General features: G+C 70.9%; 19 protein-coding genes. 8 read left to right on the top strand and 11 right to left on the bottom strand.

Going from position 1 to position 26557, the window contains the following annotated elements; all coding sequences use genetic code 11:
- Window positions 1-80 precede the first annotated feature (80 nt).
- Both AB0M70_RS20400 and AB0M70_RS20395 read right to left on the bottom strand, forming a co-directional pair.
- On the bottom strand, window positions 81-440 hold the full coding sequence (locus AB0M70_RS20400; RefSeq protein WP_365821363.1) for a hypothetical protein: 360 nt from the start codon (window positions 438-440) through the stop codon (window positions 81-83).
- Between the two features lie 79 nt (window positions 441-519).
- Window positions 520-936, bottom strand: coding sequence for an ankyrin repeat domain-containing protein (locus AB0M70_RS20395; protein ID WP_365821362.1), 417 nt, complete (start codon window positions 934-936; stop codon window positions 520-522).
- A gap of 133 nt (window positions 937-1069) precedes the next feature.
- Between AB0M70_RS20395 and AB0M70_RS20390 the strand changes: the two genes are divergently transcribed.
- The 3 genes from AB0M70_RS20390 to AB0M70_RS20380 are packed head-to-tail and all read left to right on the top strand — an operon-like array spanning window position 1070 to window position 5203.
- Window positions 1070-1609, top strand: coding sequence for a hypothetical protein (locus AB0M70_RS20390; RefSeq protein WP_365821361.1), 540 nt, complete (start codon window positions 1070-1072; stop codon window positions 1607-1609).
- A 39-nt stretch (window positions 1610-1648) separates the two neighbouring features.
- Complete coding sequence (locus AB0M70_RS20385) at window positions 1649-2533, top strand: LLM class F420-dependent oxidoreductase (protein ID WP_365821360.1); 885 nt, start codon at window positions 1649-1651, stop codon at window positions 2531-2533.
- Between the two features lie 42 nt (window positions 2534-2575).
- On the top strand, window positions 2576-5203 hold the full coding sequence (locus AB0M70_RS20380) for a bifunctional FO biosynthesis protein CofGH (protein WP_365821359.1): 2628 nt from the start codon (window positions 2576-2578) through the stop codon (window positions 5201-5203).
- A 12-nt stretch (window positions 5204-5215) separates the two neighbouring features.
- Here AB0M70_RS20380 and AB0M70_RS20375 read toward each other — a convergent pair whose 3' ends face one another.
- Entirely contained in the window at window positions 5216-6616 is a 1401-nt protein-coding gene (locus AB0M70_RS20375; RefSeq protein WP_365821358.1) for a VCBS repeat-containing protein, read from the bottom strand.
- A 241-nt stretch (window positions 6617-6857) separates the two neighbouring features.
- On the opposite strand from AB0M70_RS20375, the gene AB0M70_RS20370 reads away from it, so the two are divergent.
- Entirely contained in the window at window positions 6858-10187 is a 3330-nt protein-coding gene (locus tag AB0M70_RS20370; protein ID WP_365821357.1) for a tetratricopeptide repeat protein, read from the top strand.
- Between the two features lie 146 nt (window positions 10188-10333).
- A complete protein-coding gene (locus AB0M70_RS20365) occupies window positions 10334-11452 on the top strand; it encodes an ADP-ribosylglycohydrolase family protein (protein WP_365821356.1) in 1119 nt (372 codons plus the stop codon).
- A gap of 97 nt (window positions 11453-11549) precedes the next feature.
- On the opposite strand, the gene AB0M70_RS20360 is transcribed toward AB0M70_RS20365, so the two are convergent.
- Complete coding sequence (locus AB0M70_RS20360) at window positions 11550-13127, bottom strand: sodium:solute symporter family protein (protein WP_365821355.1); 1578 nt, start codon at window positions 13125-13127, stop codon at window positions 11550-11552.
- Between the two features lie 300 nt (window positions 13128-13427).
- Window positions 13428-14216 carry an SDR family oxidoreductase gene (locus AB0M70_RS20355; RefSeq protein ID WP_365821354.1) on the bottom strand — a complete coding sequence of 263 codons (789 nt, stop codon included), beginning with the start codon at window positions 14214-14216 and terminating at the stop codon, window positions 13428-13430.
- A gap of 75 nt (window positions 14217-14291) precedes the next feature.
- Here AB0M70_RS20355 and AB0M70_RS20350 point away from each other — a divergent pair, with 75 nt between their 5' ends.
- Window positions 14292-15131: a hypothetical protein gene (locus AB0M70_RS20350; protein WP_365821353.1), complete on the top strand. Its 840-nt coding sequence runs from the start codon at window positions 14292-14294 to the stop codon at window positions 15129-15131.
- Window positions 15132-15228: 97 nt separating this feature from the next.
- Here AB0M70_RS20350 and AB0M70_RS20345 read toward each other — a convergent pair whose 3' ends face one another.
- From AB0M70_RS20345 to AB0M70_RS20335, 3 genes are all read right to left on the bottom strand, one after another.
- Window positions 15229-15426 (bottom strand): DUF397 domain-containing protein, encoded by a 198-nt coding sequence (locus AB0M70_RS20345; RefSeq protein ID WP_365821352.1) that lies wholly within the window; start codon window positions 15424-15426, stop codon window positions 15229-15231.
- A gap of 228 nt (window positions 15427-15654) precedes the next feature.
- The gene (locus AB0M70_RS20340) at window positions 15655-16512 is read right to left on the bottom strand and encodes a helix-turn-helix transcriptional regulator (protein WP_363211805.1); all 858 of its coding nucleotides are present in this window, start codon (window positions 16510-16512) and stop codon (window positions 15655-15657) included.
- A 382-nt stretch (window positions 16513-16894) separates the two neighbouring features.
- The gene (locus tag AB0M70_RS20335) at window positions 16895-17668 is read right to left on the bottom strand and encodes a GPP34 family phosphoprotein (RefSeq protein WP_365821351.1); all 774 of its coding nucleotides are present in this window, start codon (window positions 17666-17668) and stop codon (window positions 16895-16897) included.
- Between the two features lie 199 nt (window positions 17669-17867).
- Between AB0M70_RS20335 and AB0M70_RS20330 the strand changes: the two genes are divergently transcribed.
- Together AB0M70_RS20330 and AB0M70_RS20325 are read left to right on the top strand one after the other, a co-directional pair.
- A complete protein-coding gene (locus AB0M70_RS20330; RefSeq protein ID WP_365821350.1) occupies window positions 17868-20843 on the top strand; it encodes a serine hydrolase in 2976 nt (991 codons plus the stop codon).
- A gap of 275 nt (window positions 20844-21118) precedes the next feature.
- Window positions 21119-22981 (top strand): MFS transporter, encoded by a 1863-nt coding sequence (locus AB0M70_RS20325; RefSeq protein ID WP_365821349.1) that lies wholly within the window; start codon window positions 21119-21121, stop codon window positions 22979-22981.
- 37 nt (window positions 22982-23018) lie between these two features.
- Here AB0M70_RS20325 and AB0M70_RS20320 read toward each other — a convergent pair whose 3' ends face one another.
- The 3 genes from AB0M70_RS20320 to AB0M70_RS20310 all read right to left on the bottom strand — a co-directional run bounded on the left by AB0M70_RS20320 (window position 23019) and on the right by AB0M70_RS20310 (window position 26537).
- Window positions 23019-23942 (bottom strand): MerR family transcriptional regulator, encoded by a 924-nt coding sequence (locus tag AB0M70_RS20320; RefSeq protein ID WP_365821348.1) that lies wholly within the window; start codon window positions 23940-23942, stop codon window positions 23019-23021.
- An 88-nt stretch (window positions 23943-24030) separates the two neighbouring features.
- Complete coding sequence (locus tag AB0M70_RS20315; protein WP_365821347.1) at window positions 24031-24642, bottom strand: serine/arginine repetitive matrix protein 2; 612 nt, start codon at window positions 24640-24642, stop codon at window positions 24031-24033.
- A 59-nt stretch (window positions 24643-24701) separates the two neighbouring features.
- Window positions 24702-26537, bottom strand: coding sequence for a transglycosylase domain-containing protein (locus AB0M70_RS20310; protein ID WP_365821346.1), 1836 nt, complete (start codon window positions 26535-26537; stop codon window positions 24702-24704).
- Window positions 26538-26557 lie beyond the last annotated feature (20 nt).

Here is a 26557-nt window from a genome sequence, read left to right as displayed (position 1 = left end):
ACTGCAGGGCAACCCTGGTATTGAGCCGTGAACTTCCCGTCAAGGGAAGGCGATTGACAGACTTACGGGTGGTGTCGGGCTCACCCGTGGTGTCGGGCCTTGCGTACGCGGCGGACGGCGACCATGACGATGATGATGATCGCGATGACGGCGATGATCCCGATGATCAGCCCGATCCCGCCCTTGGACTTCTTCTTTTTCTTCTTCTTGGGCTTGGACTGCGCCTCGTCCGCGGCCTTGGTGTCCGTCCGGACGGTGACGACCCCGGTCGCGTACGCCCCCGATGTCGCGTACGCCCCCGAAGAAGAAGCAACCGAAGAAGCAGCAGCCGTGGCCGAGGCCGCCACGGTCCGTGGAGCGGCCGCGTGGGCCCCGGCAGAAGCCGTGCCCCCCAGCAGCGCGCCGAGCAGGACCAGCACGGTCGCCAGACGAAGTCGCATGATGGAGCCCCCCAATTCCCCCGGAACTCGCCGGAATACCCCGGTTCAGGCGGAGCCTAGGCCACCGAGAGCCCCACGCCTAGGCGCCCGCACCGGCGGCCCGCAGCACGTCCGCCGTTTCCGTGTGGGAGCCCTGCGTCGCCCAGCGCAGCGGGGAGTTTCCGGTGCCGTGGTCCTCGCGGAGGTTGGGGTCCGCTCCATGGGCGAGCAGTTCGCGCACCGCGTCGGTGTGACCCCAGCACGCCGCCCCGCACAGGGGCGTCCCCTGGTCTCCGTGCCCGCTCTCCACGTCGGGGTCGGCGCCCGCCTCCAGGAGCGCCCGGACGACGGGCGCCGCGCCGTGGACGGACGCGCCGTACAGCGGTGTCGTGCCGTCGGGGTCGGGGGCCTTGGGGTTCGCCCCGGCCCGCAGCAGGGCCTTGACCTGCCCGGTCCAGCCCAGTTGCGCCGCCATGACCAGCTGTTGTGTCTGTTTCTTGCGTCGTCTTCTGCTCATCGGGCGCCAGGGTAGTTCGGGAGCCGCGCTAGGTGGTCGGATTTTCTGCTCCCCCGTGCGGCGGAGGACCGGTGCCCGTGATCGGACCGTACGCCGATGTGACGGGGCCGCGGTCGCGGCCAGCATGAGGTCCATGCTGAAGATGAGCGCTCTGCCCGGTGTTCCCCGGTGGGCCGTACTCGCCGCCCACGCCGTGCCACTGGCCACCCTGCCGTCGGGGCTGTGGCGTGTTGCCCTGGTCGCCGGGCTTCCCGTGGCCGACATGCCGGTGGAGGGCTGGGGCGAGATGGTCTACGTCCTGGGGCTCAGCGTCGTCTCCGAGTGCCTCGCCCTGCTGACGCTCGGCCTGGTGCGGGGGTGGGGTGAGGTCGTGCCGGGGTGGGTTCCGCTGCTCGGTGGGCGCCGGGTGCGGCCGCTCGCCGCGGTGGTGCCGGCGCTGCTCGGGGCCGCCGGGCTGTTTCTGATCACCGGCTGGTTCGTGTACGCCGCGGTCGCGGATCTGGGGCCCGGCGTCACGGACAGCGTGGCCAAGCAGACGCTCCTGGTGGTCTGCTACGCGCCGCTGCTCCTGTGGGCTCCGCTGCTCCTCGCGGTGACCGTCGCGTACCACAAGCGGCGGACGCGAGGTGCGGGTACGGCATGGACTCCTGCGCCGCTGACGGCTAGTAAGTGAGCCCCGCCAGCGACAGCAGTGACAACAGGAGGCCCTCCCGTGCGAGTTGCCGCCACCCTCTACCTCACCGACGAGACCATCACGCCGATCCGCCTGGCCCAGGAACTTGAGCAGCGGGGCTTCGCGGCGCTGTACCTGCCCGAGCACTCCCACATCCCGGTGTCCCGCGAAACCCCGTACCCCGGCGGTGAACTGCCGCCCGAGTGCGCTCGCATGCTGAACCCGTTCGTCGCCCTCGCCCAGGCCGCCGCCGTCACGCGACGCCTTGGGCTCGGCACGAACATCACGCTCGTCGGGCAGCACGACCCCATCGACCTCGCCAAGCAGATCGCCACCCTGGACCATCTCTCCGGCGGCCGGTTCACCCTCGGCATCGGATACGGCTGGAACAAGGAGGAGGCCGCCGACCACGGCGTCGAGTGGCGCACGCGGCGCGCCCTCGTGCGGGACCGGATGGCGGTCATGCGGGCCCTGTGGGCCGAGCACCCGACGGCGTACGAAGGGGAGTTCGGGAGGGTGCGTGCCAGTGAGGCGCACCCGAAGCCGGTGCGCGCTCCCCGCACGCGGAAGGACGGCGCGCTGTACGGCCCCCGCACCCTCATCGGAGGGGCCGCCGGGCCCAAGCTGTTCGCGCACATCGCGGAGTACGCCGACGGCTGGCTGCCCATCGGCGGCGGCGGTCTGCGCGACGCGCTCCCCGGACTCCGCACCGCCTGGGCGGACGCGGGCCGCGACCCCGCCGACCTGTATGTGGCGCTGTCCGCCGTCGAGCCGACCGAGGGCAAGCTCGCCCACTACGCGGAGCTCGGCGTGGACGAGGTCATCGTGCAGCTCCCGGCGCGCGGAGAGGCGGAGGTGCTGCGCGCGCTCGACGGGTTCCAGCGATACGTGCACCTCACACCCGCCCCCGCCAACCCGCACTGACCTGTAGCTGTTTCTCCGAGCGGTCGCTCGTATGCTCGGAGGATGACCAACAGCGCGCCGCAGGACAAAGCACCCCAGGGGCCGACGCCGACACGGCCCACCGCGAACGCCATGCGTCGCGCGCTCAAACGCGCCAGGGACGGCGTCGCGCTCGACACCGCCGAGGCCGCCGTGCTGCTCCAGGCGCGCGGCGACGACCTGAAGGACCTCGCCGCGTCCGCCGCGCGGGTGCGTGACGCGGGCCTCGCCGCGGCCGGGCGGCCCGGCGTCATCACGTACTCGAAGAAGGTCTTCATCCCGCTGACGCGGCTGTGCAGGGACAAGTGCCACTACTGCACGTTCGTGACCGTCCCCGGCAAGCTGCGGCGCGAGGGCCACGGCATGTTCCTCTCGCCGGACGAGGTCGTCGACATCGCCCGGCGCGGCGCCGAGATGGGTTGCAAGGAGGCCCTGTTCACGCTCGGCGACCGGCCCGAGGACCGGTGGCCCGAGGCCCGCGAGTGGCTGGAGGCGGAGGGGTACGACGACACCCTCGCGTACGTCCGCGCGATGGCGATCCGTGTCCTGGAGGAGACGGGCCTGCTCCCGCACCTCAACCCGGGCGTCATGACCTGGACCGACCTGCAGCGGCTCAAGCCCGTCGCGCCGTCCATGGGCATGATGCTGGAGACGACGGCGACCCGGCTGTGGAGCGAGCCGGGCGGCCCGCACCACGGCTCGCCCGACAAGGAGCCCGCGGTCAGGCTGCGGGTCCTGGAGGACGCGGGCCGCTCGAACGTCCCCTTCACCACCGGTGTCCTCATCGGCATCGGCGAGTCGTACGAGGAGCGGGCGGACGCGCTCTTCCGCCTGCGCTCGACGCAGCGTTCGTACCATGGCATCCAGGAAGTCATCGTGCAGAACTTCCGCGCGAAGCCGGACACGGCGATGCGCGGCATGCCGGACGCCGAGCTGGAGGAGCTCGCCGCGTGCATCGCGGTGGCGCGGCACATCCTGGGCCCGAGCGCCCGCATCCAGGCGCCGCCGAACCTGGTGGACGCCGAGTACGCCCTCCTGATCGGCGCGGGCATCGACGACTGGGGCGGCGTCTCGCCCCTCACGCCCGACCACGTGAACCCCGAGCGCCCCTGGCCGCACATCGACGAGCTGGCGTCCAGGACCGCCGACGCGGGCTTCGAGCTGCGTGAACGCCTCACGATCTACCCGGAGTTCATCGAGCGCGGCGAGCCCTGGCTCGACCCGCGCCTCCTGCCGCACGTGCGCGCCCTCGTCGACCCGGAGACGGGCCTCGCGAACCCCGACGCCCGGCCGAGCGGCCTGCCCTGGCAGGAGCCCGACGAGGGCTACGTCGCCTCGTCCGGGCGCACGGACCTGCACCGCACGATCGACACGACGGGCCGCACGTCGGACCGGCGCGACGACTTCGACGAGGTGTACGGCGACTGGGAGGCCCTGCGGGAGCAGGCCGCGCCCGGCATGGTCCCCTCGCGCATCGACGGAGACGTACGGGCGGCCCTGAAGACGGCAGCCGACGACCCGACGCGCCTGACGGACGAGCAGGCGCTCGCGCTGCTGCACGCGGACGGGCCCGCCCTGGACGCGCTGTGCGGCATCGCGGACGACTTGCGCAAGTCCGTGGTCGGCGACGACGTCACGTACATCGTCACGCGCAACATCAACTTCACGAACGTCTGTTACACCGGCTGCCGCTTCTGCGCGTTCGCCCAGCGCCGCACGGACGCCGACGCCTACACGCTCTCCCTGGACCAGGTCGCCGACCGGGCCCAGCAGGCGTGGGAGGTCGGTGCCACCGAGGTGTGCATGCAGGGCGGCATCCACCCGGACCTGCCCGGATCGGCGTACTTCGACATCGCGCGGGCCGTGAAGGAGCGCGTGCCGGGCATGCACGTGCACGCGTTCTCGCCGATGGAGGTCGTGAACGGCGCGACCAGGACCGGCCTTTCGATACGGGACTGGCTCAGCGCCGCGAAGGAAGCGGGCCTGGACTCGATCCCCGGGACGGCCGCGGAGATCCTCGACGACGAGGTGCGCTGGGTCCTGACGAAGGGCAAGCTGCCGACGGCGACGTGGATCGAGGTCGTGAGCACGGCCCACGAGCTGGGCATCCGTTCCTCGTCGACGATGATGTACGGGCACGTGGACCAGCCCAGGCACTGGCTCGGGCACTTCCGCACGCTGGCCGGGATGCAGCGGGACGCGCTGGCCAAGGGCGTGGAGGGCTTCACGGAGTTCGTGACGCTGCCCTTCATCCACACGAACGCGCCGGTCTATCTGGCGGGCATCGCACGGCCGGGGCCGACCACCCGCGACAACCGCGCGGTGGTGGCGATGGCGCGGCTGCTGCTCCACCCGTACATCCCGAACATCCAGACCAGTTGGGTGAAGCTGGGCACGGAGGGGGCGGCGGAGATGCTGCGCTCGGGCGCGAACGACCTGGGCGGCACGCTGATGGAGGAGACCATCTCCCGGATGGCGGGCTCCAGTTACGGCTCGTACCGCTCGGTGAAGGATCTCGTCGCGATCGCGGAGGAGGCGGGGCGCCCGGCGAAACCGCGCACCACGCTGTACGGAGAGGTGCCGGTGGAGCGCCAGGAGGCGGCCGCCGCTTCGGACGGCCACCTCCCGGAGTTGCTTCCGGTGCTGGAGTAGCCCCCTAGGGGGTCAGGAGATGTCGGCGCCGAAGTAGGCGCCGGCCTCCGGGGTGCCCAGCGAGGACGGGCTGAACGACGTGATGCCGGTCGTCGTCAGGCCGGTCTTCGCGCCGCGGAACAGCCAGGCGGCGCCGGAGTCCTTGGTCGTGCCGTCCTCCTGCGGCACGCCCACGGTCAGGTCGGCGAGGCCGTCCTTGTTCACGTCGGCGAGCTTGACCTCCTCACCGAAGTTGTCGTTCCCCTCCGAGACGCCGGGGACGGCGGCCGTGCTCTGGTTGAAGGCCTGGGCGCCGGTGCCGGTCAGGCCGTTCGCGCCGCCCTTGAGGAGGACGACGGCGCCCGTGTCCCCGGCGGAGTCGACGTCCTCGCCGGGCACGCCGACCGCGATGTCCGGGTAGCCGTCGCCGGTGACGTCGCCCGCGGAGAGCGAGTAGCCGAACTGGTCGCCCCTGTCGTTCAGGTCGGGGTCGCCCTGCTCGCCCACGCCGGGGACGCCGGCCGTGTCCTGCGTGATCTTCGCGGTGCGGTTGGAGAAGCCGGACGCGGAGCCGTAGACGACCCGGACGGCGCCGGCGTCGTAGACCTGCATCTCGGACACCTCGTCGACCTCGCGGGCCACGAGGTCGCCGTAGCCGTCCTTGTCCACGTCGGCGATGACGCCGTTCGTGGTGAACTTCTTGGTCGGCGTCGACGTCTTGGACAGGCCTTCCTTGGTGCCCTTCCACAGGCGCGAGGAGTGCTGCATCTCCTCCATGGCGTGGCCGGTCACCAGGTCGTCGGCGCCGTCACCCGTGACGTCGCCCACCATGAGGTTCTGCGGGCCGTCGTCGCCGTTCTCGACGGACGAGGTGGAGGCGGGCTTCCCGTCGCGGGTGAACGGGCCGTAGTTCACCTTCAGGGTGCTCTGCGAGTTGGCGACGAGGTCGGTCTTGCCGTCGCCGTTGAAGTCGCCGGCCTTCAGCTCGTTCACGTAGTCGCCCGGCAGCTCGGCGCCCTGGGTCAGGCCGTTCGCGGAACCCCAGACCACCGCGTCGGTCTTGCCGTTGCTCACGGTGAGGTCGGTGTATCCGTCGCCGTCGAAGTCACCGGCCTCGGTGGACGCGCCGAAGCTGCCGTCCTCCTCGGGGGCGCCGGGGATGCCGGGGGTGGTGCGGTTGATCTGCTTGGCGTGCGCGGTGTCGGGGCCCGAGGCCGAGCCGTACACGATGGAGACGTAGCCCGCGCCGGCCACGCCGTCCACGGCGCCGCCGCCCGCGGAGACGGCGAGGTCGGCGTATCCGTCATGGTTGAAGTCGGTCACGGACTTGCCTGCCGCGGCGGGCGCCGCGGAGGCGGAACCGGCCGTGACGACGACGGCGAGCGGGGTCGCGAGCGCGGTCACCGCGACGGCGGCTATGAGTGAGCGACGCACTGGTCCTCCTGTGGGGTAACTGCTGTGACACCAGGGAAGACAGGCGCATCAGAGAAGTGGTTGTACCCCGCAGGTTTCTTGTTACGACGCCCGGACATTCCCGTGACGTTGCCCTCCGTTTCCCGCCACACGGTTTCGGCCCGCCGTCCTGGGGTGGGTGGAACACTGGGCGCAGGGCAGTCGGGAGCGCGGGGGAAGGGTGGGTCCGGTGATGGCGTCGGCGGGGGCGGAACAACCGTCCATGCAGGAGCTGATTCGTCGGCGCAGGCGGGCGGGGTTCGTCGGCCGCCGCGGCGAACTCGACGCGTTCCGGGCCAACTTCGACACCCCTCCCGCGGACGAACGGCACCGTTTCCTGTTCCACGTCCACGGGATCGGCGGTGTCGGAAAGACGTCCTTGGTGCGGGAGTGGGAGCAACTCGCCCGCGAGCAGGGTGCCTTGACCGCGTACGTCGACGAGGCGGTCGGCAGTGTGCCCGAGGCGATGGCGGCGATCGCCGCCCAGTTCGCTCTGCGGGGCCGCCGCTGCAAGGACCTCAACCGGCTTCTTGCGACCCACCGCGAGCGCCGGCACGAAGCGGAATCGGCTTCGGCGGCGGCGATGTTCGAGGCCGCGGGCCAGGAGCCAGGTCCCGCGGGAGGGCCCGCGCCCTCCACCGGCAGCATGACCGCCGCCCGCGCGAGCCTGGTCGGGCTCGGCCTGCTGCCGGGGGTGGGGGCCTTCGCTGGAGCGGTGGACCCGGCCCAACTCGCCCAAGGAGCAGACAGGTTGCGCGCGGGCCTGAGCGCGCGGCTCGGCAATCAGGACGACGTCCAGCTGGTCCTGTCCCCGGAGCGGGTCCTCACGCCGGTCTTCCTGGCCGAACTGGCCGACGCGGCGAAGGAATCGCCGTGGATCGTGCTCTTCTTCGACACGTACGAGAGGACGGCGCCGTTCCTGGACAGCTGGCTGCACGACGTGATGCTCACCGACCGGCACGGCGCGCTGCCCGCCGACGTGATCGTGGTGACGGCCGGGCAGCAGCCCTTCGACACGGCCCGGTGGGGCGGCTACGGCGACTTCGTCATGGATGTGCCGCTCGGCCCTTTCACGGAGCTCGAGACGCGGGGGCTGCTCGCCGGGAAGGGCGTGGTGGCGGAGCCGGTGGTGGAGGAGGTCCTGCGGCTCTCCGGCGGCCTGCCCGTCCTGGTCTCCACCCTCGCCGAAGGCAGGCCCGCGGCCCCGGACGACGTGGGTGACCCGAGCGCCACCGCGGTGGAGCGCTTCCTGAAGTGGGAGCGGGACCCCGTGCGCAGGGCGGTGGCGCTGGCGTGCGCGCTGCCAAGGCGCCTCGACGCGGATGTGTTCCGGGCGGCGGCGGAGGGGATCTGCGCGCAGGCGGAGGTGCCGGGCCTCTTCGGCTGGCTGCGGGGGCTGCCGTTCGTGAGTGACCGGGGCGACCGGGTGCAGTACCACGACGTGGTGCGGGCGCCGATGCTCCGCTCGCAGCGCAGGGGGTCGCCGCGCGGGTGGACGGAGGCGCACGGCCGCTTGGCGCAGACGTTCGCGGGATGGCGGACGGAGGCCGAAGCGGGCGTGGAAGCGGAGGAGTTGTGGGAGTCGGAGACGTGGCGTGAGCTGCGGCTCGCGGAGTCGTACCACTTGCTGTGCGCGGGGGAGCGGGGAGCGCTGCCCGCCGTCCTGCGGGAGGTCGTCGACGCCTGCGACGTGGGCGAGGTCGTGGCCCGGCGCTGGGCGCAGCTCCTGGTGGACGCCGGGGAGGACGCGGGCGCGGCGGCCGCCGGGCGGTGGGGGCGGGATCTGCTGGCGGCGCTGTCGGAGAACGCGTGCGCCGACGCCCTGGGACTGCTGGCCGACCGGGCCGGTCTCGACGTGCGGGGGCAGGCGGTCGCGCGGATGCTGCGGGGGCGCGACCTGCGGGAGAGCGGGGCGTACGAGCAAGCGCTGGTCGAGTACGACCGCGCTCTCGCCCTGGAACCGGAGTTGGCGCGTGCGCACTACGGCAAGGGGTCGACCCGGGCCAAGCAGGGCGATTTCGCCGCCGCGATCACGGAACTCGACCGTGCCATCGCCGTGGACCCGGACTACCACCGGGCCCTGCGGCTGCGGGGCGAGTACCACCGGGTGCTCGGCAACTGGGGCGAGGCGATCAGGGACCTGAGCCGGGCGATCGCGTTCCAGCCGGCGGACGCGTACGCCTGGGCGTCCCGGGGCGCCGCCCAGTACAGCATCGAGCAGGACGACGAGGCCCTCGCGGACCTGAACCGGGCGGTGGAACTCGACCCGGAGTACGCCTGGGCGCTGGCGCGCCGTGCGCGGATACGAGGCCACCGCGGGCAGCGCACGGAGCAGATGGCGGACCTGGACCGCGCGGCCCGGATGTCCCCGCAGTCGGCGTTCGTCGCGTGCGAGCGGGGGGACGCCCTGCGTACCGCGGACAAGTCGCAGGAGGCTCTCGCGGAGTACGACCGGGCGATCGGGCTCAACGACGCGTACGCGTCGGCGTACGCGAGCCGCGGTGCCGCGCTGAACGACCTCGGGCGGCACGAGGAGGCGCTCGCCGACCTGAACCGGGCCCTCGATCTGCACCCCGGCAACGCCTGGGCGTTGACCCAACGGGCAGGCGTGCACCGGGTCCTGGCCGATCACGAGCGCGCGCTCGCCGACGTCGACCGGGCCTGCGCGCTGCGGCCGGACAGCGAGGGGTTGCTGTACCTGCGCGGCGCGGTCCTGCACGATCTCCGGCGCCACGAGGAAGCCTGCTCCGCTCTCGACCGGGTGCTCGACATGGCCCCCGGGTACCAGCTTGCGCGGGTCCTGCGCGGCTCCACGCTGCGCAAACTGGGCCGCTACGCGGAGGCGTCGGCGGACCTCGACCGTGCGGTCGAGGCGGAACCGGACGACGGCTGGACGCGCGTCGTCCGCGCGGAGAACGCCCTGGCCTCCGGCCACTGGGAGCAGGCTCTCGCCGATCTGGCGCACTATGCGGAGATCGGTGCGGACCTCGACTGGGCGCGCCGCAAGAGAGCCGAGCTCCACATGTGGACGGGCGCTCCGGAGCGGGCGCTCGCGGTGCTGGACGCGGATGACCCCGACGACTCCGAGGAGCTGGCCAAGGCCTACCGCATGACGGGGCAGTGGGACCGTGCGCGGGAGGCGGCGCGGACGCTCGTCGAGGCCGACGCGGTGGCCGGGGCGTTCGTCCTGGCGCTGACGGAGAGCGGCGCGAAGGGGTGCGACGCGGCCCTGCCCTTGTGGCAGGAGGCGACCCGCCTCTGGCAGCCGCGGGAGGCGCCGCTCTCCGTATCCGACGACTGCGTGGACGTGGTGTCCGCCGCGGCCGTGGCCGACTGGACGTCCCTCGACGCGAGCCTGGACCGCGTCCTGGCCGCACCGCCCCCGGAAGTCGACTGGGAAGACCTGGCGGAACTCACCGACCTCCTCACGGAGCTTTACGACGCCCCCGGCGCGGACCGGTCCCACCTGGCGCCGCGCCTGGCCGGGGTGCGCGCGGCGAGGGACGCGTTCCGGGAGCGGTGGAGCTCGCAGCCGTCCTGCGGAGATCTCTGAAAGCCCAGGTGAAGGCCGGTCAAAAGTGACCTGAAGGGCGTCTCCTTAGAAATCGCATCGACCCTGAACCGACCGTTCCCGGTCGATTACAGTGCTGCGCAGAACATGCGCGGAAGTGCAGGGGGCGAGCCAGGGGAGGAGGTGCCGTGAGCACCGCAGCAGCCACCGGAGTGTGGGGGCGCGCCGAGCAGCAGGACTTCCGCAGCCGGGTGCGCGGCACTCTCCTCGGAGCCGCCGTCGGGGACGCGCTCGGCGCGCCCGTCGACGCGCTGAGCCTGGACGAGATACGCGAGGCCCACGGAGCCGAGGGCCTCACCGAACCCGCCCCCGCGCACGGCAGACGCGGCGCCGTCACCGCCGCCACCCAGCTCACCCTCTTCACCGTCGACGGACTCATACGCGCCCAGGTGCGGCGCGACACCGGCGCCTGGCATCCGCCCACCGACCTGCACCGCGCCTACCGCCGCTGGGCGGCCACCCAGAGCGACTGGGGGCCCGACGAGCGGCGCAAGGAAGACGGCTGGCTGGCCCGCGAGGAGTGGCTCTACTCGCGCCGCTCGCCCGCCCGCGCCTGCCTGATCGGGTTCGGGGACGAGACCATGGGGACGCTCGAAGCCCCCAAGAACCCGGGCGAGCAGGGCGCCGAGGCCGTCACCCGGTCCGCGCCCTTCGGGCTCCTGGTCGGCTGGGAGCCACAGCTGGTGCTGCAGCTCGCCGTGGAGTGCGCCGTCCAGACGCACGGGCACCCCACCGCCTATCTCGCCGCCGGCGCGCACACCATCCTGGTCCACGGTCTCGCCCGCGGGGACTCCCTGGACGGAGCCATCCAGCGGGCGCTCGCCCTGCTCGCCGCCCGGCCGGGCCACCAGCCCGTGACCGACGCGCTGAAGCACGCCCTGGGAGCCGTGCGGCAGGGGATGCCCACTCCCTCCCGGGTGGAGGAGCTGATGGGGGACGGTGGGGCCGAGGGAGCCCTTGCCGCCGCGGTGTACTGCGCCCTGGTGGGCGAGGACATCCGCCACGGGCTGCGGCTCGCGGTCAACCACAGCGGTTCGTCGGCCGCCGCGGGCGCCCTGTGCGGGGCGCTGCTCGGCGCGCTGCACGGCGAGACGGCGTTGCCGCCCGCCTGGCTCACCGAGCTGGAGGGGCGGGCCACGATCCTCGAGCTGGCGGACGACTTCGCGATGGAGATGACGCAGGGGCCCGCGCTGCACGGGCCCGCGGTGTCGTCGCCGGGGTGGCTTGCGCGGTATCCGCGGGCTTGAGGGGTTCCCCGCGCGAGGGACGAGCCGGAAGACACCCTGCCCGGGGAGTCTTCCAGCCCGTCCGGCGTTTGAGGACGAACTAGGCGAAGCCGGTGAATTACGGCAGCCGACCCTGCGGGGTGACTACGTCGTCAGCCTCCCCGGCCGGGGGCGGAATCACTGCAGCACCGGCGGAGCCATCGCCATCCGTGTTGATCTTCTCGATGATCGCGTCCCGCTCCGGAGTGTCCTCCGGCTTCAGGTAGCCGACCAGGATGTAGAGGATCAGCGACACCGCCAGCGGGATCGAGACCTGGTACTCCAGAGGCACCCCGCCCTCGACGCTCCAGTTGATCGGGTAGTTGACCAGCCAGAAGGCGAGCAGACCCATCGACCAGCTGGTGAGCGCCGCGGTCGGACCCGACTTGCGGAACGTGCGCAGCAGACCCAGCATCATCGGGATGGCGATCGGACCCATCAGGCCCGCCACCCACTTGATGACGACCGTGATGATGTCCTTGAACGCGGGCGAGTTGACCTGCGTGGCCACCGCCATGGACAGGCCGAGGAAGACGACGGTCGTCAGACGCGCGGCGAGCAGGCCCGAGCGTTCGTTCCAGAGCCTGGCCTGCCGGGAGATCACCGGTGCCACGTCCCGGGTGAAGACCGCGGCGATGGCGTTGGCGTCCGAGGAGCACATGGCCATCGTGTGGGAGAAGAAGCCGACGATGACCAGGCCCAACAGGCCGTGCGGAAGCAGCTGTTCGGTCATCAGGGCGTACGAGTCCGAGCCGTCGGGCTTCTGCGCGTCCACCAGGAGCGGGGACATCCACATGGGGAAGAAGAGGATGACCGGCCACACCAGCCACAGCACCGCCGAGAGCCGGGCCGAGCGCGCGGCCTCCTTGGGGCTCGACGTGGCCATGTAGCGCTGGGCCTGGTTGAGCATGCCGCCGTTGTACTCGAAGAGCTTGATGAAGAGGAACGCGAGCAGGAAGATCGTGCCGTACGGGCCGACCAACGGCTTTCCGTGGCCAGCGAGTTCGGGCTCGTCCCAGACCCCGAAGAAGCCGCCGTGCGGACCCAGCTTCGACACCACGGCCACGAACATCGCGACACCGGCCAGGAGCTGGATGATGAACTGGCCGAGCTCGGTGAGCGCGTCCGCCCACAGGCCGCCGATCGTGCAGTAGATGGCGGTGATCACGCCGGTGATCAGGATGCCCTGGTTGATCGAGATGCCGGTGAAGACGGAGAGCAGGGTGGCGATGGCGGCCCACTTGGCGGCCACGTCCACGATCTTCAGGAGCATCCCGGACCAGGCGAGGGCCTGCTGGGTCTTCAGGTTGTAGCGGTTCTTCAGATATTCGAGCGGCGAGGCCACGTGCAGGCGTCCGCGCAGCCGGTTGATGCGGGGCGCGAAGAGCTTGGAGCCGATGGCGATGCCGAGCGCGATCGGGAACGACCAGGTGATGAAGGACGTGACGCCGTAGGTGTACGCGATGCCCGCGTACCCGGTGAACATCACGGCGCTGTAGCCGGACATGTGGTGCGAGATGCCGGACAGCCACCAGGGCATCTTGCCGCCCGCGGTGAAGAAGTCGCTCACGTTGTCCACGCGTTTGTGGGACCAGACGCCGATCGCGACCATGATGCCGAAGTAGCCGATGAGCACGGCCCAGTCGAGACTGTTCATGTGCCCCCTCCAGGGGTCCGCCTTGTGAACTGTGCTGTTATGCCGTGCACTTCGCCAGTTTCGTGACATACGGACCTGGGCGGCCTTGAAGTGCCCGCTCATCGTGGGTTCGGGTGTGCGTTGCCGACAACCGGCAAGAAGGTCAAGAGCGAGTAAAATCGTTCTGTTTACTGACCTTCGTTCACATACTTGACTGGCAGGCGAGGGTCTCGGCAGCGGGTTTGTGAGCACCCTGAGCACACGAAAACGGCGGTACGGGACCCAAGTCCCGTACCGCCGTAGCCTGTTCCGCCGAGCGCTCTACCGCATCAGCTCACCCGCGTTCACCAGCAGTGACTGTCCCGTGATCGCCCGCGCCATGTCCGACGCCAGGAACACCGCGGCGTCCGCCACGTCCCCGTCCGTCGCCAGTTCCGGGAGCACCATCCGCGCCGCGAGGCGATCCCGTACCTCCGTCTCCGGCACCCCCTCGGTGTGCGCGGTGAACTGGACGTACGCCTCGACCGGCGGACCCCACATCCAGCCGGGCAGCACGGTGTTCACCCGGACGCGGTCAGGGCCCACCTCGTGTGCCAGGGAGTACATCGCCGACGTCAGCGCCCCCTTCGACGCCGCGTACGCCGCCTGCCGCACCTGCGAGGGTGCCGCGACGGCCGACTGCGTGCCGATGAACACCACCGAGCCGCCCTGTTCCTTCAGTGCGGGCAGGCAGGCCCGCGTCATCCGCAGCGTGCCGAGCAGATTGACGTCGATGACCTGCTGCCAGGTGGCGAAGTCCGCGTCCTGCACTCCGCCGAAGTAGCTGTCCCAGGCGGCCACATGGACCACCGCGTCGATTCCGCCGAACCGCTCGCGCGCCAGGTCCGCGAGCGCCTCGCACTGGGCCTCGTCGGTGATGTCGGTCGGGCGGTACGCCGTCCGCGTGCCCTCGGGGTCGATCTCCCCGGCGGACTTGGCGAGGTTCGCCTCCGTGCGCGCCCCCAGCACTGCCCGGCCCCCGTCCCGTACGACGGCGGCCGCCACCTGGTGGCCCAGGCCCGCGCCGACCCCCGAGACGACGACGGTCTTTCCTTCGAGGAGCGAGCGCATGGGGGCCCTCCAGGCTCTGGCAGTTTTGCTGACGGGGCGTCAGAGTATGGGCGTCCACCGGAGGAAGGAAGACTCATGAGCGAGGACACCCGCAGCGAGGTCTACGGCGAACTGGCCGCCGTCGGCCCGTACGGCGTGCACCCGGGCCACGCCCTGATCACCATGGTCGAGCCGCACCCGGGCCACGAGTACGCGTACAACCGCTGGTACGAGGACGACCACTACTACGCCGGCGCGATGGCCATGCCCTGGATGTACGCGGGCCGCCGCTGGGTCGCTCCCCGCGAACTCCAGCTCCTCCGCCACCCCGAGAAGTCAGCGATCGCCGAACCCGTGACCGCCGGCTGCTACCTCTCCACGTACTGGGTCACCGAGGGCCGCTACGACGAGCACATGAAGTGGACCGTCGGCATCAACAAGCGCCTCAACCGCGACGGCCGCGTCTATCAGGACCGCACGCACGTGTTCACGGCCTTCCAGGACCACGAGGCCACCGTCTACCGCGACGGCGCGGCCGGACCCCGTGACTTCCACGCGCTCGACCACCCCTACCAGGGCCTCGTGCTCGAAGTCGTCGACGCCGAGTCGGGCGCGCAGCGGGCGGAGCTGCTGGAGTGGCTGCGGTCCAGGCACCTGCCGCGTGCGCTCGCCGGGTCTCCGGCCGCGATGGTGACCATCTTCCGGCCGACTCCGCTGCCGGGGGACCGCATGACGTACGTGAAGCAGGTGGAGGGAGTCGACACGCGGCTCACGCTGCTCTGGTTCCTGCAGGCCGATCCGCGGGACTGCTGGCAGGAGCATTTCGCCGGGCGCGCGGACGCGGTGGCGGAATCAGGGCTCGGAAAAGTGGAACTGGTGGCTCCGTTCATTCCCACGGTGCCGGGAACGGATACGTACGTCGATCAGCTTCGCTAGCCGATCAGCTCGGAGAAAGGCCGAGCCCCCTCGGCCGGGACGGCGGGCCAGTCGAGAGGGCTCAATCGGTGCTGCTTATGCAATTGTGGATCTCTCGTTACTTCTCCCGGCCGACCTCGGAGACGAACGCGCGCCATGAGTCGGAGGGAAAGGCGAGGACGGGGCCCTCGGTGACCTTTGAGTCCCGGACCGAAATCGCGGTCGCAAGAGGGGACTTGACCTCGACACACGCGCCGTTTCCCGTGGAATACGAGGACTTGACCCACGTATTCGTAGCGCCCTGATGAATCGCCATGGTTTACTCCGGTTTGCCCAGTTGTTGAGTTGCGGTCACCGCCGACAGCGGCTGCGCCAACAGATGTTGCTTGATGGCGTGAATGACGCTACTCGCCAACATCGCTGAGTGAAGGGAGCGTTCACTCGACCGGATGGCATATTCCATTGGGGTCTTCCGCCTCGCCGAGTGGTAGGTGTACCGTGCGGCGCTTTTCCTCATGAGGCGGTCGCATACGCGACGTATGCCTCAGCGTGCATACTCTTTCGCGATGTCTGCGATGAGTTGGCGTGATTGATCCACATTCAGGGCCTGTGCCCGCAGATGCTCGTACATCACGCTGTACTGCTGCACGTCGTTGGCCTTCTCCAGATAGAGGTCGCTGGTGACGCCCTCGATGTAGACGACGCTGGAGTCCGCCGCGTCCGGGAACTCGAGAATCGCGTACTGGCCATTCAGGCCGGGATGCGCGCCCATCTCGAAGGGAATCACCTGGACCGTCACATGCGGCAACTGTGACTGCTCCACGAGGTGTTCCAACTGGTCGCGCATCAGATGCCGGGAGCCGACCACGCGGCGCAGCGCGGACTCGTCGAGGACGGTCCACAAGCGCAAAGGATTCTCCGGGGCGTTGATGCGCTCCTGGCGGCGGACGCGGACCTGGACCCGCTTCTCGATGTCCGTCGGCGTGGTCTCCGGCAGTGCGCCGGTGATGAGCGCCTCCGCGTACGCACGGGTCTGGAGCAGGCCGGGGACGACCTGCGGGTCGTACACGCGCAGGGACGCGGCGTCCGTCTCCAGACCGATGTAGACGCTGTACGGGATGTCGCCGAAGGAGTGCCACCAGCCTTGCTGGCGCGAGTCCTTGGCCATTTGCATGAGCGAGTCGACGATGCGGTGGTCCTCGACCTCGTAGACCCCGCAGAGATCGCGTACATCGCGCTGACTGATCGAACGGCGGCCGTTCTCGAGGCGGCTGATCTTCGACTGCGAGACCAGCAGGCGCTCGGCCACCTCCTCGGCCGTCATGCCCTTGAGCTCGCGGAGCCTGCGGAGCTCCTGGCCCAACCGGCGTCGCCTGACGGTGGGATTGACATTGGACGCCACGGACGTGCACCTCCGACTACATGCCTCTACTTTGCGTATCTGCTGTTCAGCAGAGTGCCACCATCGTGTCGCGCACCGCTGGGAAACAGCCGATGTGCAGAGCGAACTGCATTGCATTGCGTTGCATTGCCATGCAGGCGACGCGAAGACGGACATGAGGACTGGTGCGAGGGTGCGGCCCGGCCGCGCGGTGCCAGTTGTGCGGCCGCGCGGGGCGCGGGCACCGGTGCCGTCGTCCGGACGGCCCCGGTGCCAGTGCCCCGCGCGGCCCAGCGGCTCCCGAACCGGGTCTGGGGGACTGCGGTGCGGCGTTGCTGTTGCCGGTACTGCGGGTGGTGCGGGTTACGGGTGAGTCCTTGCTTCCCTACATCTCTGACCGGGCTCAGTGGGCCACGGCACGTGCCATGGATCCGCGGCGCGGCTGCATCGGAACCCCGCCGGGCTCCGGCACGGTCCTGGCCGGCTGTCGGCCACCGCCTGGTCCACCCGGTCCACCCGGTCCCGCTGGGGCCGGGCTGCGGCGTGGCTGAGCGGCCACACCGTTCTGGACGTCCATCACGGCGTGTGCCACGAGGCCGCCCATCGGGTCGTGCCTGATCAGGTCCCGGAGACGGGAGCGCGATGAACGCCCCTCGTTGCCGGGGTAGAGGTGCTTGCCGAGTCCCACTGCGTGAGCGAGCGCGGCGAGCGCCGCGGTCCGCGGGTCCGGGGGTACGCCGGTGCGGATCGCGCTGTCCAGTCGGGACCTGATGTCCCGGCTGATTGCCGTGTCCGTCGCTTGGTAGCGAGTCGTCGGCAGTACTCCGCACATCTGGCCCGATACGGCATGCACCATGCCGCACCGCTCCAGGTGCGCGAGGTAGATCTGGCGCAGCCCCAGTCGGGGCCCGCCAATCCAGTGGACCGCCCGAACCGGGCTGCCGCGCCTGCGCAGCAGTTCCAGTGCGGAGTCCAGAGTCGGATCTCCGGTCGGCCGTGGCATCACCACGGCGATACGATCCCCGTCTGGGGCTATCCGTCCGGCCAGCGCCAGCTCCACTAGCTGTGCTCCGGCCAGACCGAGGTCGAGCGACTGCGGCTGCGCTGTGGTACCCGTGGCCGGGTCCAAAGCGAGCAGCAGAAGCTCCTCCGGAATTGTTCTGCGGCTCCTGCCCATCCATGCCTCCCCGCGTGGATGAATGACAGGGTGACCCCTCTCACATTGGTCTGTCGAGAGTGCGTGACCGGTACGTACGGGAACCAGTAGGTATGTCGTTCTCGTCTACCACGGGGGTTAAGCCCTCACACAGGACACTGGTACATGGTTCGGACAGCGGGTCCGGCCGTGGTTTTGGCGCAACGGCAACGCGAGCGGCATGGCGTACGAGGAGGCATCGGTGGCGGGCGAGACCCCCGACAGGTCGAAGCAGCGGAAGTCGTCGGGGAACCCGACGGGGGCAGAACCGTCCGTTCCGGCACCGGCGCCGGAGGAACGCGACCCGCGTCTGGCGGTGGCCCGGGAGGTCCCCGCGGCGCGCGAGGACCAGGCGACGGCGGTCTTCTCGACGAAGGCGGTGACCTCCGGCGCGCAGGAGCGTGAGGAGACGCCCAAGGGCGCGAAGGCCCCCGAGGCCGGCGACGCACGGCTGAGGGCCGCTGTGGCGGCGTGGGTGGCCACGGCGGACGATGAGCCGGACGCCGAGGGATCCGCTGCCCCGGCCAAGGCTGCCGGGGAGAGCGGGGCTTCGGCTGCCGCCGAGGCGAAGGCTGCGGGCGCGGGGGGTTCCGGTGACGCTGGGGGTGCGGCGGCTGGCTCTGACGAGGCTGACGCGGCCGACGAGGCTGCGGGGGAGACCGAGGCTTCGGACGCGGCGGGCTCCGGTGGCGCTGCGGGCGACGCGGGTTCTTCCGACGAGGCCGCTGGCTCTGCTGAGTCTGCGGGTGACGCCGACGATTCCGGTGACGCCACCGCTTCTGCCGGGCCCGTCGTGCCTGAGGCGGACGATTCCGCAGGTGACGCGGCGAGCGGCGGCGATTCTGCCGACGCCACCGCCTCTGCCGAGCCCGAGGTGGCCGATGAGCCCGCGGGTGCGGAAGGCGACGCGAAAGACTCCCGTGACGCCGAAGCTGCCGGCGCCTCCGAGCCTTCGGGCGCGGCTGGTTCCGTAAGCGCTGCGGACGGCTCCGGTGACGCCGACGACGCCGAACCCGAGACGGCCGACGCGGCTGCGGGCGAGGACGGTCCCTACGGCGACGTGTCCGGCTCCCGCGACGCCGGCGCCGAGCCCGCGGCGGCAGCCGGAACCACGACCGACGCCAAGCCCGGCGAGCCCGCAGCTGACGCTGCGCCTGCCGACCCCAGGCCGGACGCCAAGTCCCCCGAGCCCACGGCTGACGCCAAGCCCAAGGCCGACACCACCCCCTCGGCTGCCGCAGCCGGCGCAGCCGCCGCAGCCTCCAGCGCCGCCGAAGGCGACGAGCCCTCCGGCGGCAAGGGCAGTGGCAAGACCACCGGCACCCCCGCCCCCTCGGACTCCCCGGCGGACGCCGAGCCCGCCGCCCCGAAGTCGGACGCCAAGCCGTCGGACTCCCCGAAGGCGGACGCCAACCCCGCCGACCCCAAGCCGGGCGCCAAGCGCGGCCCCAACGACAGCACCCCCAAGCCCGCCCCCACCGACAGCACCCCCAAGCCCTCGGCCGACGCCCAAGATGACGCCGACGCCGACGGGAAGCCCTCCGGTGACGGTGACGCCCCCACCCGCGGTGTCGACCAGGCCACCGCCGTCTTCAAGGCGTTGTCCCCGAAGCCGGTCGATCAGCCGACCACCATGCTCAAGCTCGGCGACCACAAGCCCGAAGCCAAGAAGCCGGAAGCAAAGTCCGAAGCAAAGCCCTCCGCGAAGCCCGAGGGGGACGCTGAGCGCACCAGCAAGTTCGTTGCGCTCAAGCCGCTCGACGACGCGGCCCCCGGCGCCCCGAAGCCCCCGGCCAAGGCGCCCGCGCCGGAGAAGGCCAACGTAGGGCCCGAGCGCACCACCCAGCAGCCGTTGCCCCCGCGGCCGCCGCTCGACCTTCTCGCCGAGTTGACCAACACTCCGCCGCCCCCGGAGACCCCCGTCCGCACCGCCGTGCGGAGGGTCAAGATCTGGACGCCGCTGGTGCTGCTCCTGATCGTCGTCTTTGCAGTCGTACAGGCCGTGCGTCCGCTCCCGACCCCCACCCTCGCGCTGACCGCGAAGGAGACCGTCACCTTCGAGGGCGGCAAGCCGTCCATGCCGTGGCCCGCCAAGGGCCAGGCGGCGATGGACGTGAACGGCATCGGCACGTTCGGCACGTCCGGCGACCAGAAGCCCGTGCCGATCGCGAGCATCGCCAAGGTCATGACGGTCTACCTGGTCCTGCGCGACCACCCGCTGAAGAAGGGCAACCCCGGCCCGAAGATCCCGGTCGACGCCGCGGCGGAGAAGCACTACACCACCGGCAAGGCGGGCAACGAGTCGGTCGTCAAGGTCACCGAGGGCCAGAAGATCACCCAGTACGAGGCGCTGCAGGCGGTCATGCTGCCGTCCGCGAACAACGTGGCGAAGCTGCTCGCCCGCTGGGACACCAAGAGCGATTCCGAGGACGAGTTCGTCGCGAAGATGAACAAGACGGCCAAGGAACTCGGCATGAAGAACACCCACTACACGGACCCGAGCGGCCTCGACAAGACGACGGTCTCCACCGCCGAGGACCTCGTGAAGCTGGGCCGGGCCGCGATGGAGGACCCGGTCTTCAACGAGATCTCCCGCCAGCCCAGCTACAAGGACCTCAACGGCGACAAGCAGAACAACTTCTTCGGGCTCGTCCCGACCGTCGCCATCGGCATCAAGACCGGCACCACCACCGCGGCGGGCGGCAACATCCTCTTCGCCGCGGAGAAGAAGGTCGGCGGCGAGACCCGCACGATCATCGGGGCCGCCCTCGGTCAGTACGGGGAGAACGGCGTGGCCAACATCGACCAGGTCACCGGCGTCACCCGCAAGCTCATCGAGGCCGGTCAGGGCGCGCTCGAGGCCAAGACGATCGTCAAGAAGGGCGAGGTCGTGGGCCAGGTCGACGACGGGCTCGGCGGCACCACCCCGGTCGTCGCGACCAAGGACGTCGCCGCCGCGGGCTGGTCGGGCCTGACGGTCAAGCTGAAGCTCGGCGAGAAGGCAGGCGTCACCATCCCGCACTCGGCGAAGGCCGGTACGACGGTGGGCGTGCTGAGCGTCGGCGACGGCAAGGAAGGCGCCGTCGAGGTGCCCGTCGCGCTCCAGAAGGACCTTGCCGAGCCGGGCCTCGGAGCCAAGCTCCAGCGCGTCGGCTGAGGCAGGGACAGCGGAACGTACAGAGGCAAGGACAGCGCCACGTACAGAGGGGAGCGGGCAGGGGAACAGGCGCAAGGCGCCGCCCCTGCCCACGCCTTGGCCGAAGCCGGCCGGCCTCTCGCGCACGGAGCCCCCACCCCGGGCTCCGTGCGCGCCGTGCGTGCTAGCGTCACAAGTTCGGGGAGCAGTACGCCGGGGCTGAGCGACGGGGTGTTCCGGGACGGACCCCCTGGCGCGGCCCCCGGACGGACAGAACGACACGGGGAGTGCCGCAAGTGGCCACAGCGGAGCCGACGCGAGCCGACGACGCCGATCCTGAGCCCGGCACCGGTGGCGGCACCCGCACCGGGGCGCGAATACAGCTGCCCGCCCAGCGCGGAGCGCACCCCGTGACACCCGAACGGGCTCCCCGGTGGGAGCGGGTCCTGCGGCACCCGGTGACCGTCACGACCGTCACCGCGGCCGTCCTGCACGTCGTGTGGTTCTTCACCTTCGCCAACAGCGGTGGTGACCTCGCCGCGCAGGACGCCTGGGCCGAGTTCGTCGGACGGCACCCCGACTCCGCGTACAACCTCGCCTGGTACGGCGGGATGCACCCGGTGTCGTACAGCGTCGTCTCGCCGTATCTGATGTCGGTGCTCGGCGTCCGGACGACGATGATGATCGCCGGGACGGTCTCCGCGGCGCTCCTCACGATGATCCTGGTCCGCAGCCGCGCGGTGAAGCAGCCGCTGTGGCCCGCGTTCGCGGGTGTCTTCGCGCTGTTCTGCAACGCGGTGTCCGGCCGCGTGACGTACGGCCTCGGCCAGATGTTCGCGCTGATGGCGGTCGCGGCCGTCTTCTGCTGGCCCTACCGCTGGCGCTACAAGCGGTGGGCGAAGGCGCTGGTCGCCGCGCCGTTCGCCGCGCTCGCGACGATGGGCTCCCCGGTGGCCGGCCTCTTCGTGGGCCTGGTCGCCGTCGCGCTGTTCCTCAGCAAGCGCTACCCCGGCGCGTACGCACTCGGGGTGGCGCCCGCCATCGTCGTGGGCCTGTCCGCGTGGCTGTTCCCGTTCTCCGGCACGCAGCCGATGTCCTTCGGGTCGGCGTCACTGCCCCTGATCTGCTCCGGCCTCGTCTTCTTCCTCGTGCCGAAGCAGTGGAAGACGGTGCGGATCACCACCGCCGTGTACGCGGCGTTCGTGCTCGGTGTCTGGCTGATCAGCTCGCAGATCGGCTCCAACATCTCCCGCCTCGCGATGTCCTTCGGCGGCGTCGCGCTCCTTGCCGCGCTGCCGTTCGCGGTGAAGAAGTCCCGCAAGTGGTACACGATCGTCCTGGCCCTCGTCGCCTTCACCGGCTGGGTCGGCTTCAAGGCGATCGACGACATAGTGCACACGACGCCCCAGGCGTCCTGGACGCGTGAGCTCGCGCCGCTCGTCAACGAACTGCAGGAGGTCGGCGCCGAGAAGGGCCGCGTCGAGGTCGTGCCCGCGCGCAGCCATCGCGAGGCCTCCGCGCTCTCGCCGTACGTGAACCTCGCCCGCGGCTGGAACCGCCAGGCGGACATGGAGCGCAACCCCCTCTTCTACGACGACACCCTGAACTCCGCGAACTATCACGAGTGGCTCAAGCGCTGGTCCGTGCACTTCGTCGTGCTGCCCAAGGGCGAGCCCGACGGAGACGGCGGCAAGCGCGAGGCCGCCCTTGTCGAGCGGGGCCTGCCGTATCTGAAGCAGGTGTGGGTGGACTCCAACTGGCAGCTGTACGAGGTCACCGACCCGACCCCGCTCGCCGACCCGCCCGCGGTCGTCGACCGTGCCGAGGCGGGCGGGATGACGATCGAGGTGAAGGAGGCGGGCCGCGTCCTGATCCGGGTGCCGTACTCGCCGTGGCTCAGCATCGTCGACGCCGACGGCAAGGGCGTCGAGGGCCCCAAGGAGACCGAGGAGTCCAAGCGGCTGCGGGAGAACGACGAGGACCGCCCCAAGCAGTTCGACAACGTCAACGGCTGCCTGATGGAAGCCGAGGAGGACGCCGAGGGCGACAAGTGGACCGAACTCCTCGCCCCCGGCCCCGGTGTCTACCGCCTGGGCGCGCCCTACCAGCTGCCGCGCGGCACCGCCTGCCCCGAGGAGCTGCGGGAGAGCGTGCGCTGACCGTTCCGCCGCGGGGCGCCGCCCCGCGGCGGGGCGCCTACGCGGTCGTCACCGGGAACGCCACGTCGCACACCTGGTCCTCGGGACCGGCCGCGTCCCACTCCACGAAGTAGATCTCGCGGCACGCTCCGGCGACCTTCAGGCCTTCGCGGGCCACCCACGCCTCCACCGCCTCGAACGCGCCGAGGATCTGCGGATAGGAGACCTGGGCCTTGGTGATGCGGGTGTAGGCGATCCGGTGGGCGGGTTCCACCCGGGAGGTCGTGCCCCGCTGCCGGCCCGCCTTCGCCGCCCACGCCCGCGCCGCCGCCGCGTCCCTGACCGGGACGCAGGCCTCCGCCGGGCCGTCGCTGTCCTGGGTGACCTCGGCGTGGTAGACGACGAACGGCGAGCCCGCCATGCCGCCGCACTCGCTCTCGGCCGCCTCCTCCAGGCGACGCGTCGACGCGTCGATCCAGACGGGCAGCTCCTCGGAGAGCAGGTGCCTGCTCTCGCTGATGACGTACTGCTCGGGCACGTCGAGGGTCCTGACCTCGAAGTCTTTCCCGTACATCTCAAAACCTCTTCCGGACAGTCGTCCACGGAGGTACCCCACGAGCGTGCGCTGCTCCGCGTGCCGCTCCTCCACGCCCGCCCAGTACGCGGCGACCGCAAGCCCCGCCCCTTCGCCGTCGAGCCGTACCGTCGCGGTGATGTCCGCGAGCGGCATGCCGAGACGGCGCAGCAGCACGACGGTGCGGGCGTGTTCCACCTGCGCCGCGCGGTAGTGGCGGTAGCCGGTGGAGGCGTCGACGTACGCGGGGGTCAGCAGCCCGAGGCGGTCGTACAGGCGCAGGGCCTTGGGCGAGAGCCGGGCGCGGGCGGCGAACTCACCGATGGTGAGCAGGGTTTCGCCGCCTGCCGGGTCTCCGCTTGCCGGGTCTCCGCCTGCTGGTACGTCTGCCTGTGCGTGCGCGTCCATGGGGGCATCCTCCGTCACCGGGCCCGGTGGCCCGGCACGCCGACGATGGGCTCTGCCCCAGGGGGAAGGTCAACGGTGGCCGTGTGGGTCAGCGGTGGCCGTAGTACGCCTGGGCCTCCAGCCAGCGGCGGTGCCTGCCGCGCCGTACGCCGACGATGATCGCGATGCCGGAGCCCGCGAGGAGGCCGAGGAGTGGCACGACGACGGTCACGACGATGCCGCCGACGAACGACGCGAGGTCGGCGTCGTCGCCGGGGGCGAAGGTGAGGGCGCCGCGCCGGTCGTCGCACGTCACGCGGTAGTCCGCCGCCGTGTCGGCCTTCAGCACGAACACCCGCTCCCACTCGACGCTGCCCTTGGTGACGGTGAAGGTGCTCTCGGGCGTCGTCACGCGCGGCGTGGAACCGGAGGGGCCGGAGACGACCTCGCAGCGGGCGCGGGAGACGAAGGGGCTGCGTACGTAGATGGCGGCGGCGTCGTCGGGTCCGATCCGGATCGTGACGGACTGCCCGCTCGTGAACGCCTTGTCGTCGTCGACGGAGTCCACCGTCGAGGTCAGCGTCAGCAGAAAGCTGGCGACACCGATGCCCACGCAGACCGCGGCGATCACCGCCGCGGCGACGAACCACCGCCGCCGGGGCCGCAGTTGCCCCGCGTCGATGCGGGGCGGCGGCCCGGGAGGTGGCCCATAGGGATACATATCGGCACGATGACAGCCGGGCGGGGGTCGGGGGAAGGGTGCTGGCCCCCGGACCGGGACTATGGCTGACGGCCGCTGCCGGCCTCTGCGGTCTCGGTGTCCGACTTCACGTAATCGCGCCAGATCTGGACGGGAAAGACATTCCCGTGCCGTGAACCCGCCCCGCCGACACCGGACATGGGCAGCAACTGCGGCTTGCCCGGACTGGTCCGGAACATCGTCACGGCGGTCGAGAGCTCCTCGGTGGTGGCGGCGAACCAGGCCGACCGGAGGCGGTCCTGGTCACCGGTGCGCCCGGCGACGACGGGCCGGCCGACGGCAGCCACGCCGACGCCCCGCATCGCGCCGGCGGTCTCGTCCGCCACGTCGGGATCCAACGCGCGCCGGACGCCGGGCCTGGTGAGCCCGTCGACGCTCTCGTCGGTGGCGTCGTTCTTGACGACCTTGGTCACCGAGTACGGCTCGTGCCGCAGGCCGCGGCTGACGAAGGTGCCGTAGGCGTTGGCCATGCGGATCGCGCTGGGAGTCGACGTACCGATGGGGAAGGTGCGCTCCAGGCGAGCCATGCTCCCTTCGAGCAGCCCGGCCGCGACGGCGGTGCGCCGCACCCGCTCCCACCCGACGTCCTTGCCGAGGCGTACGTAGGTGGCGTTGCCGCCTTTCGCGAGGGCCTGGCGGAGGGTGGGGCGGGTGCTGTCGGTGCCGTTCATGCTGCCGATGCCGCCGCTCGCGAGGGTGGGCGTGGTGGATTCGCGCAGGCGCCCGCTGTCGTCGTAGGAGCTGCCGGCGGAGACGGCCTGCCACGGCGTACCCCGCCCGCCCGAGCGTGTGCTGATGCCGTGTTCGAGGGCGGCGGCGAGCACGAAGGGCTTGAAGGCGGAGCCGACGGGGACGCCGGAGGTGTCGGCGTTGTTGGTGAAGTGCTCGGTGGCGTCGGGCCCTCCGTAGAGGGCGACGATGGCGCCGTCGGAAGGGCGCACGGAGGCGGCGCCGACCTGCACGCCCTTGTCGGCGGCGCGCTTCTTCGGGTCGATCTCGCGGTCGAGTACGCGCTCCACCGCGCCCTTCAGCTGCCGCACCTTGTGCCGGTCGAAGGTGGTGTGGATCTGATAGCCGCCGCGCGCGAGGTCCTTGTCGGTGAGGGAGGTGTGCTGCTTGATGTATTTGTTCGCGACGTCCACGAGGTAACCGGTCTGCCCGCCGAGACTGGTGGTCCGGGACTCTTTCTGAGGTTCGGGGTAGACGGTGAACTTCCCGCGCACCTCGGCTGTCATCAGCCCCGCCTTGACCTGCCGGTCGAGGATCCACTTCCAACGGGCCTCGGAGCGGTGGTGGTTGACCGCGCTCGCGGAGGGGTCGTACTGCTCGGCGCCTTTCAACAGGGCGGCGAGGGCTGCGCCTTGGCTGGGGTCCAACTGGCGGGCAGGAATGCCGTAATAGGCGTGGGCGGCGGCTTCGATGCCGTAGGCGCCACGCCCGAACCAACTGGTGTTGAGATATCCCTGAAGGATCTCCTGCTTGCTCTTCTTCTGGTCCACCTTCAGCGCGATGACGAACTCCTTGACCTTCCGTGTCACCGTCTGGTCCTGGGAGAGGTAGGTGTTCTTCACGTACTGCTGAGTGATGGTGGAACCACCTTGGGTCTCCTGCCCCCGGACCATGTTGACGGCGGCGCGAACGAGCCCCTTGGGGGAGACTCCGGAGTCGCTGTAGAAGGTGTCGTTCTCGGCGGCGATGACGGCGTTCTCGACGGCGTCGGGAATCTCCGAGAGCCGGACGTTCTGCCGGTTCACGTCACCGGTGCTCACCATCTGGGTGCCGTCGGCCCAGTAGTAGACGTTGGCCTCGCGCCGGGCGGCGGCGTTCTCGTCGGGAATGTCGACGGAGGCGTACACGAGCCCGAAGAGACACCCGA

The organism is Streptomyces sp. NPDC051214 (assembly GCF_040682375.1).
Classification (GTDB): Bacteria; Actinomycetota; Actinomycetes; order Streptomycetales; family Streptomycetaceae; genus Streptomyces.
The sequence above is the reverse complement of the archived record's forward strand: the minus strand, read 5'-3'. Positions and strand labels throughout refer to the sequence as shown.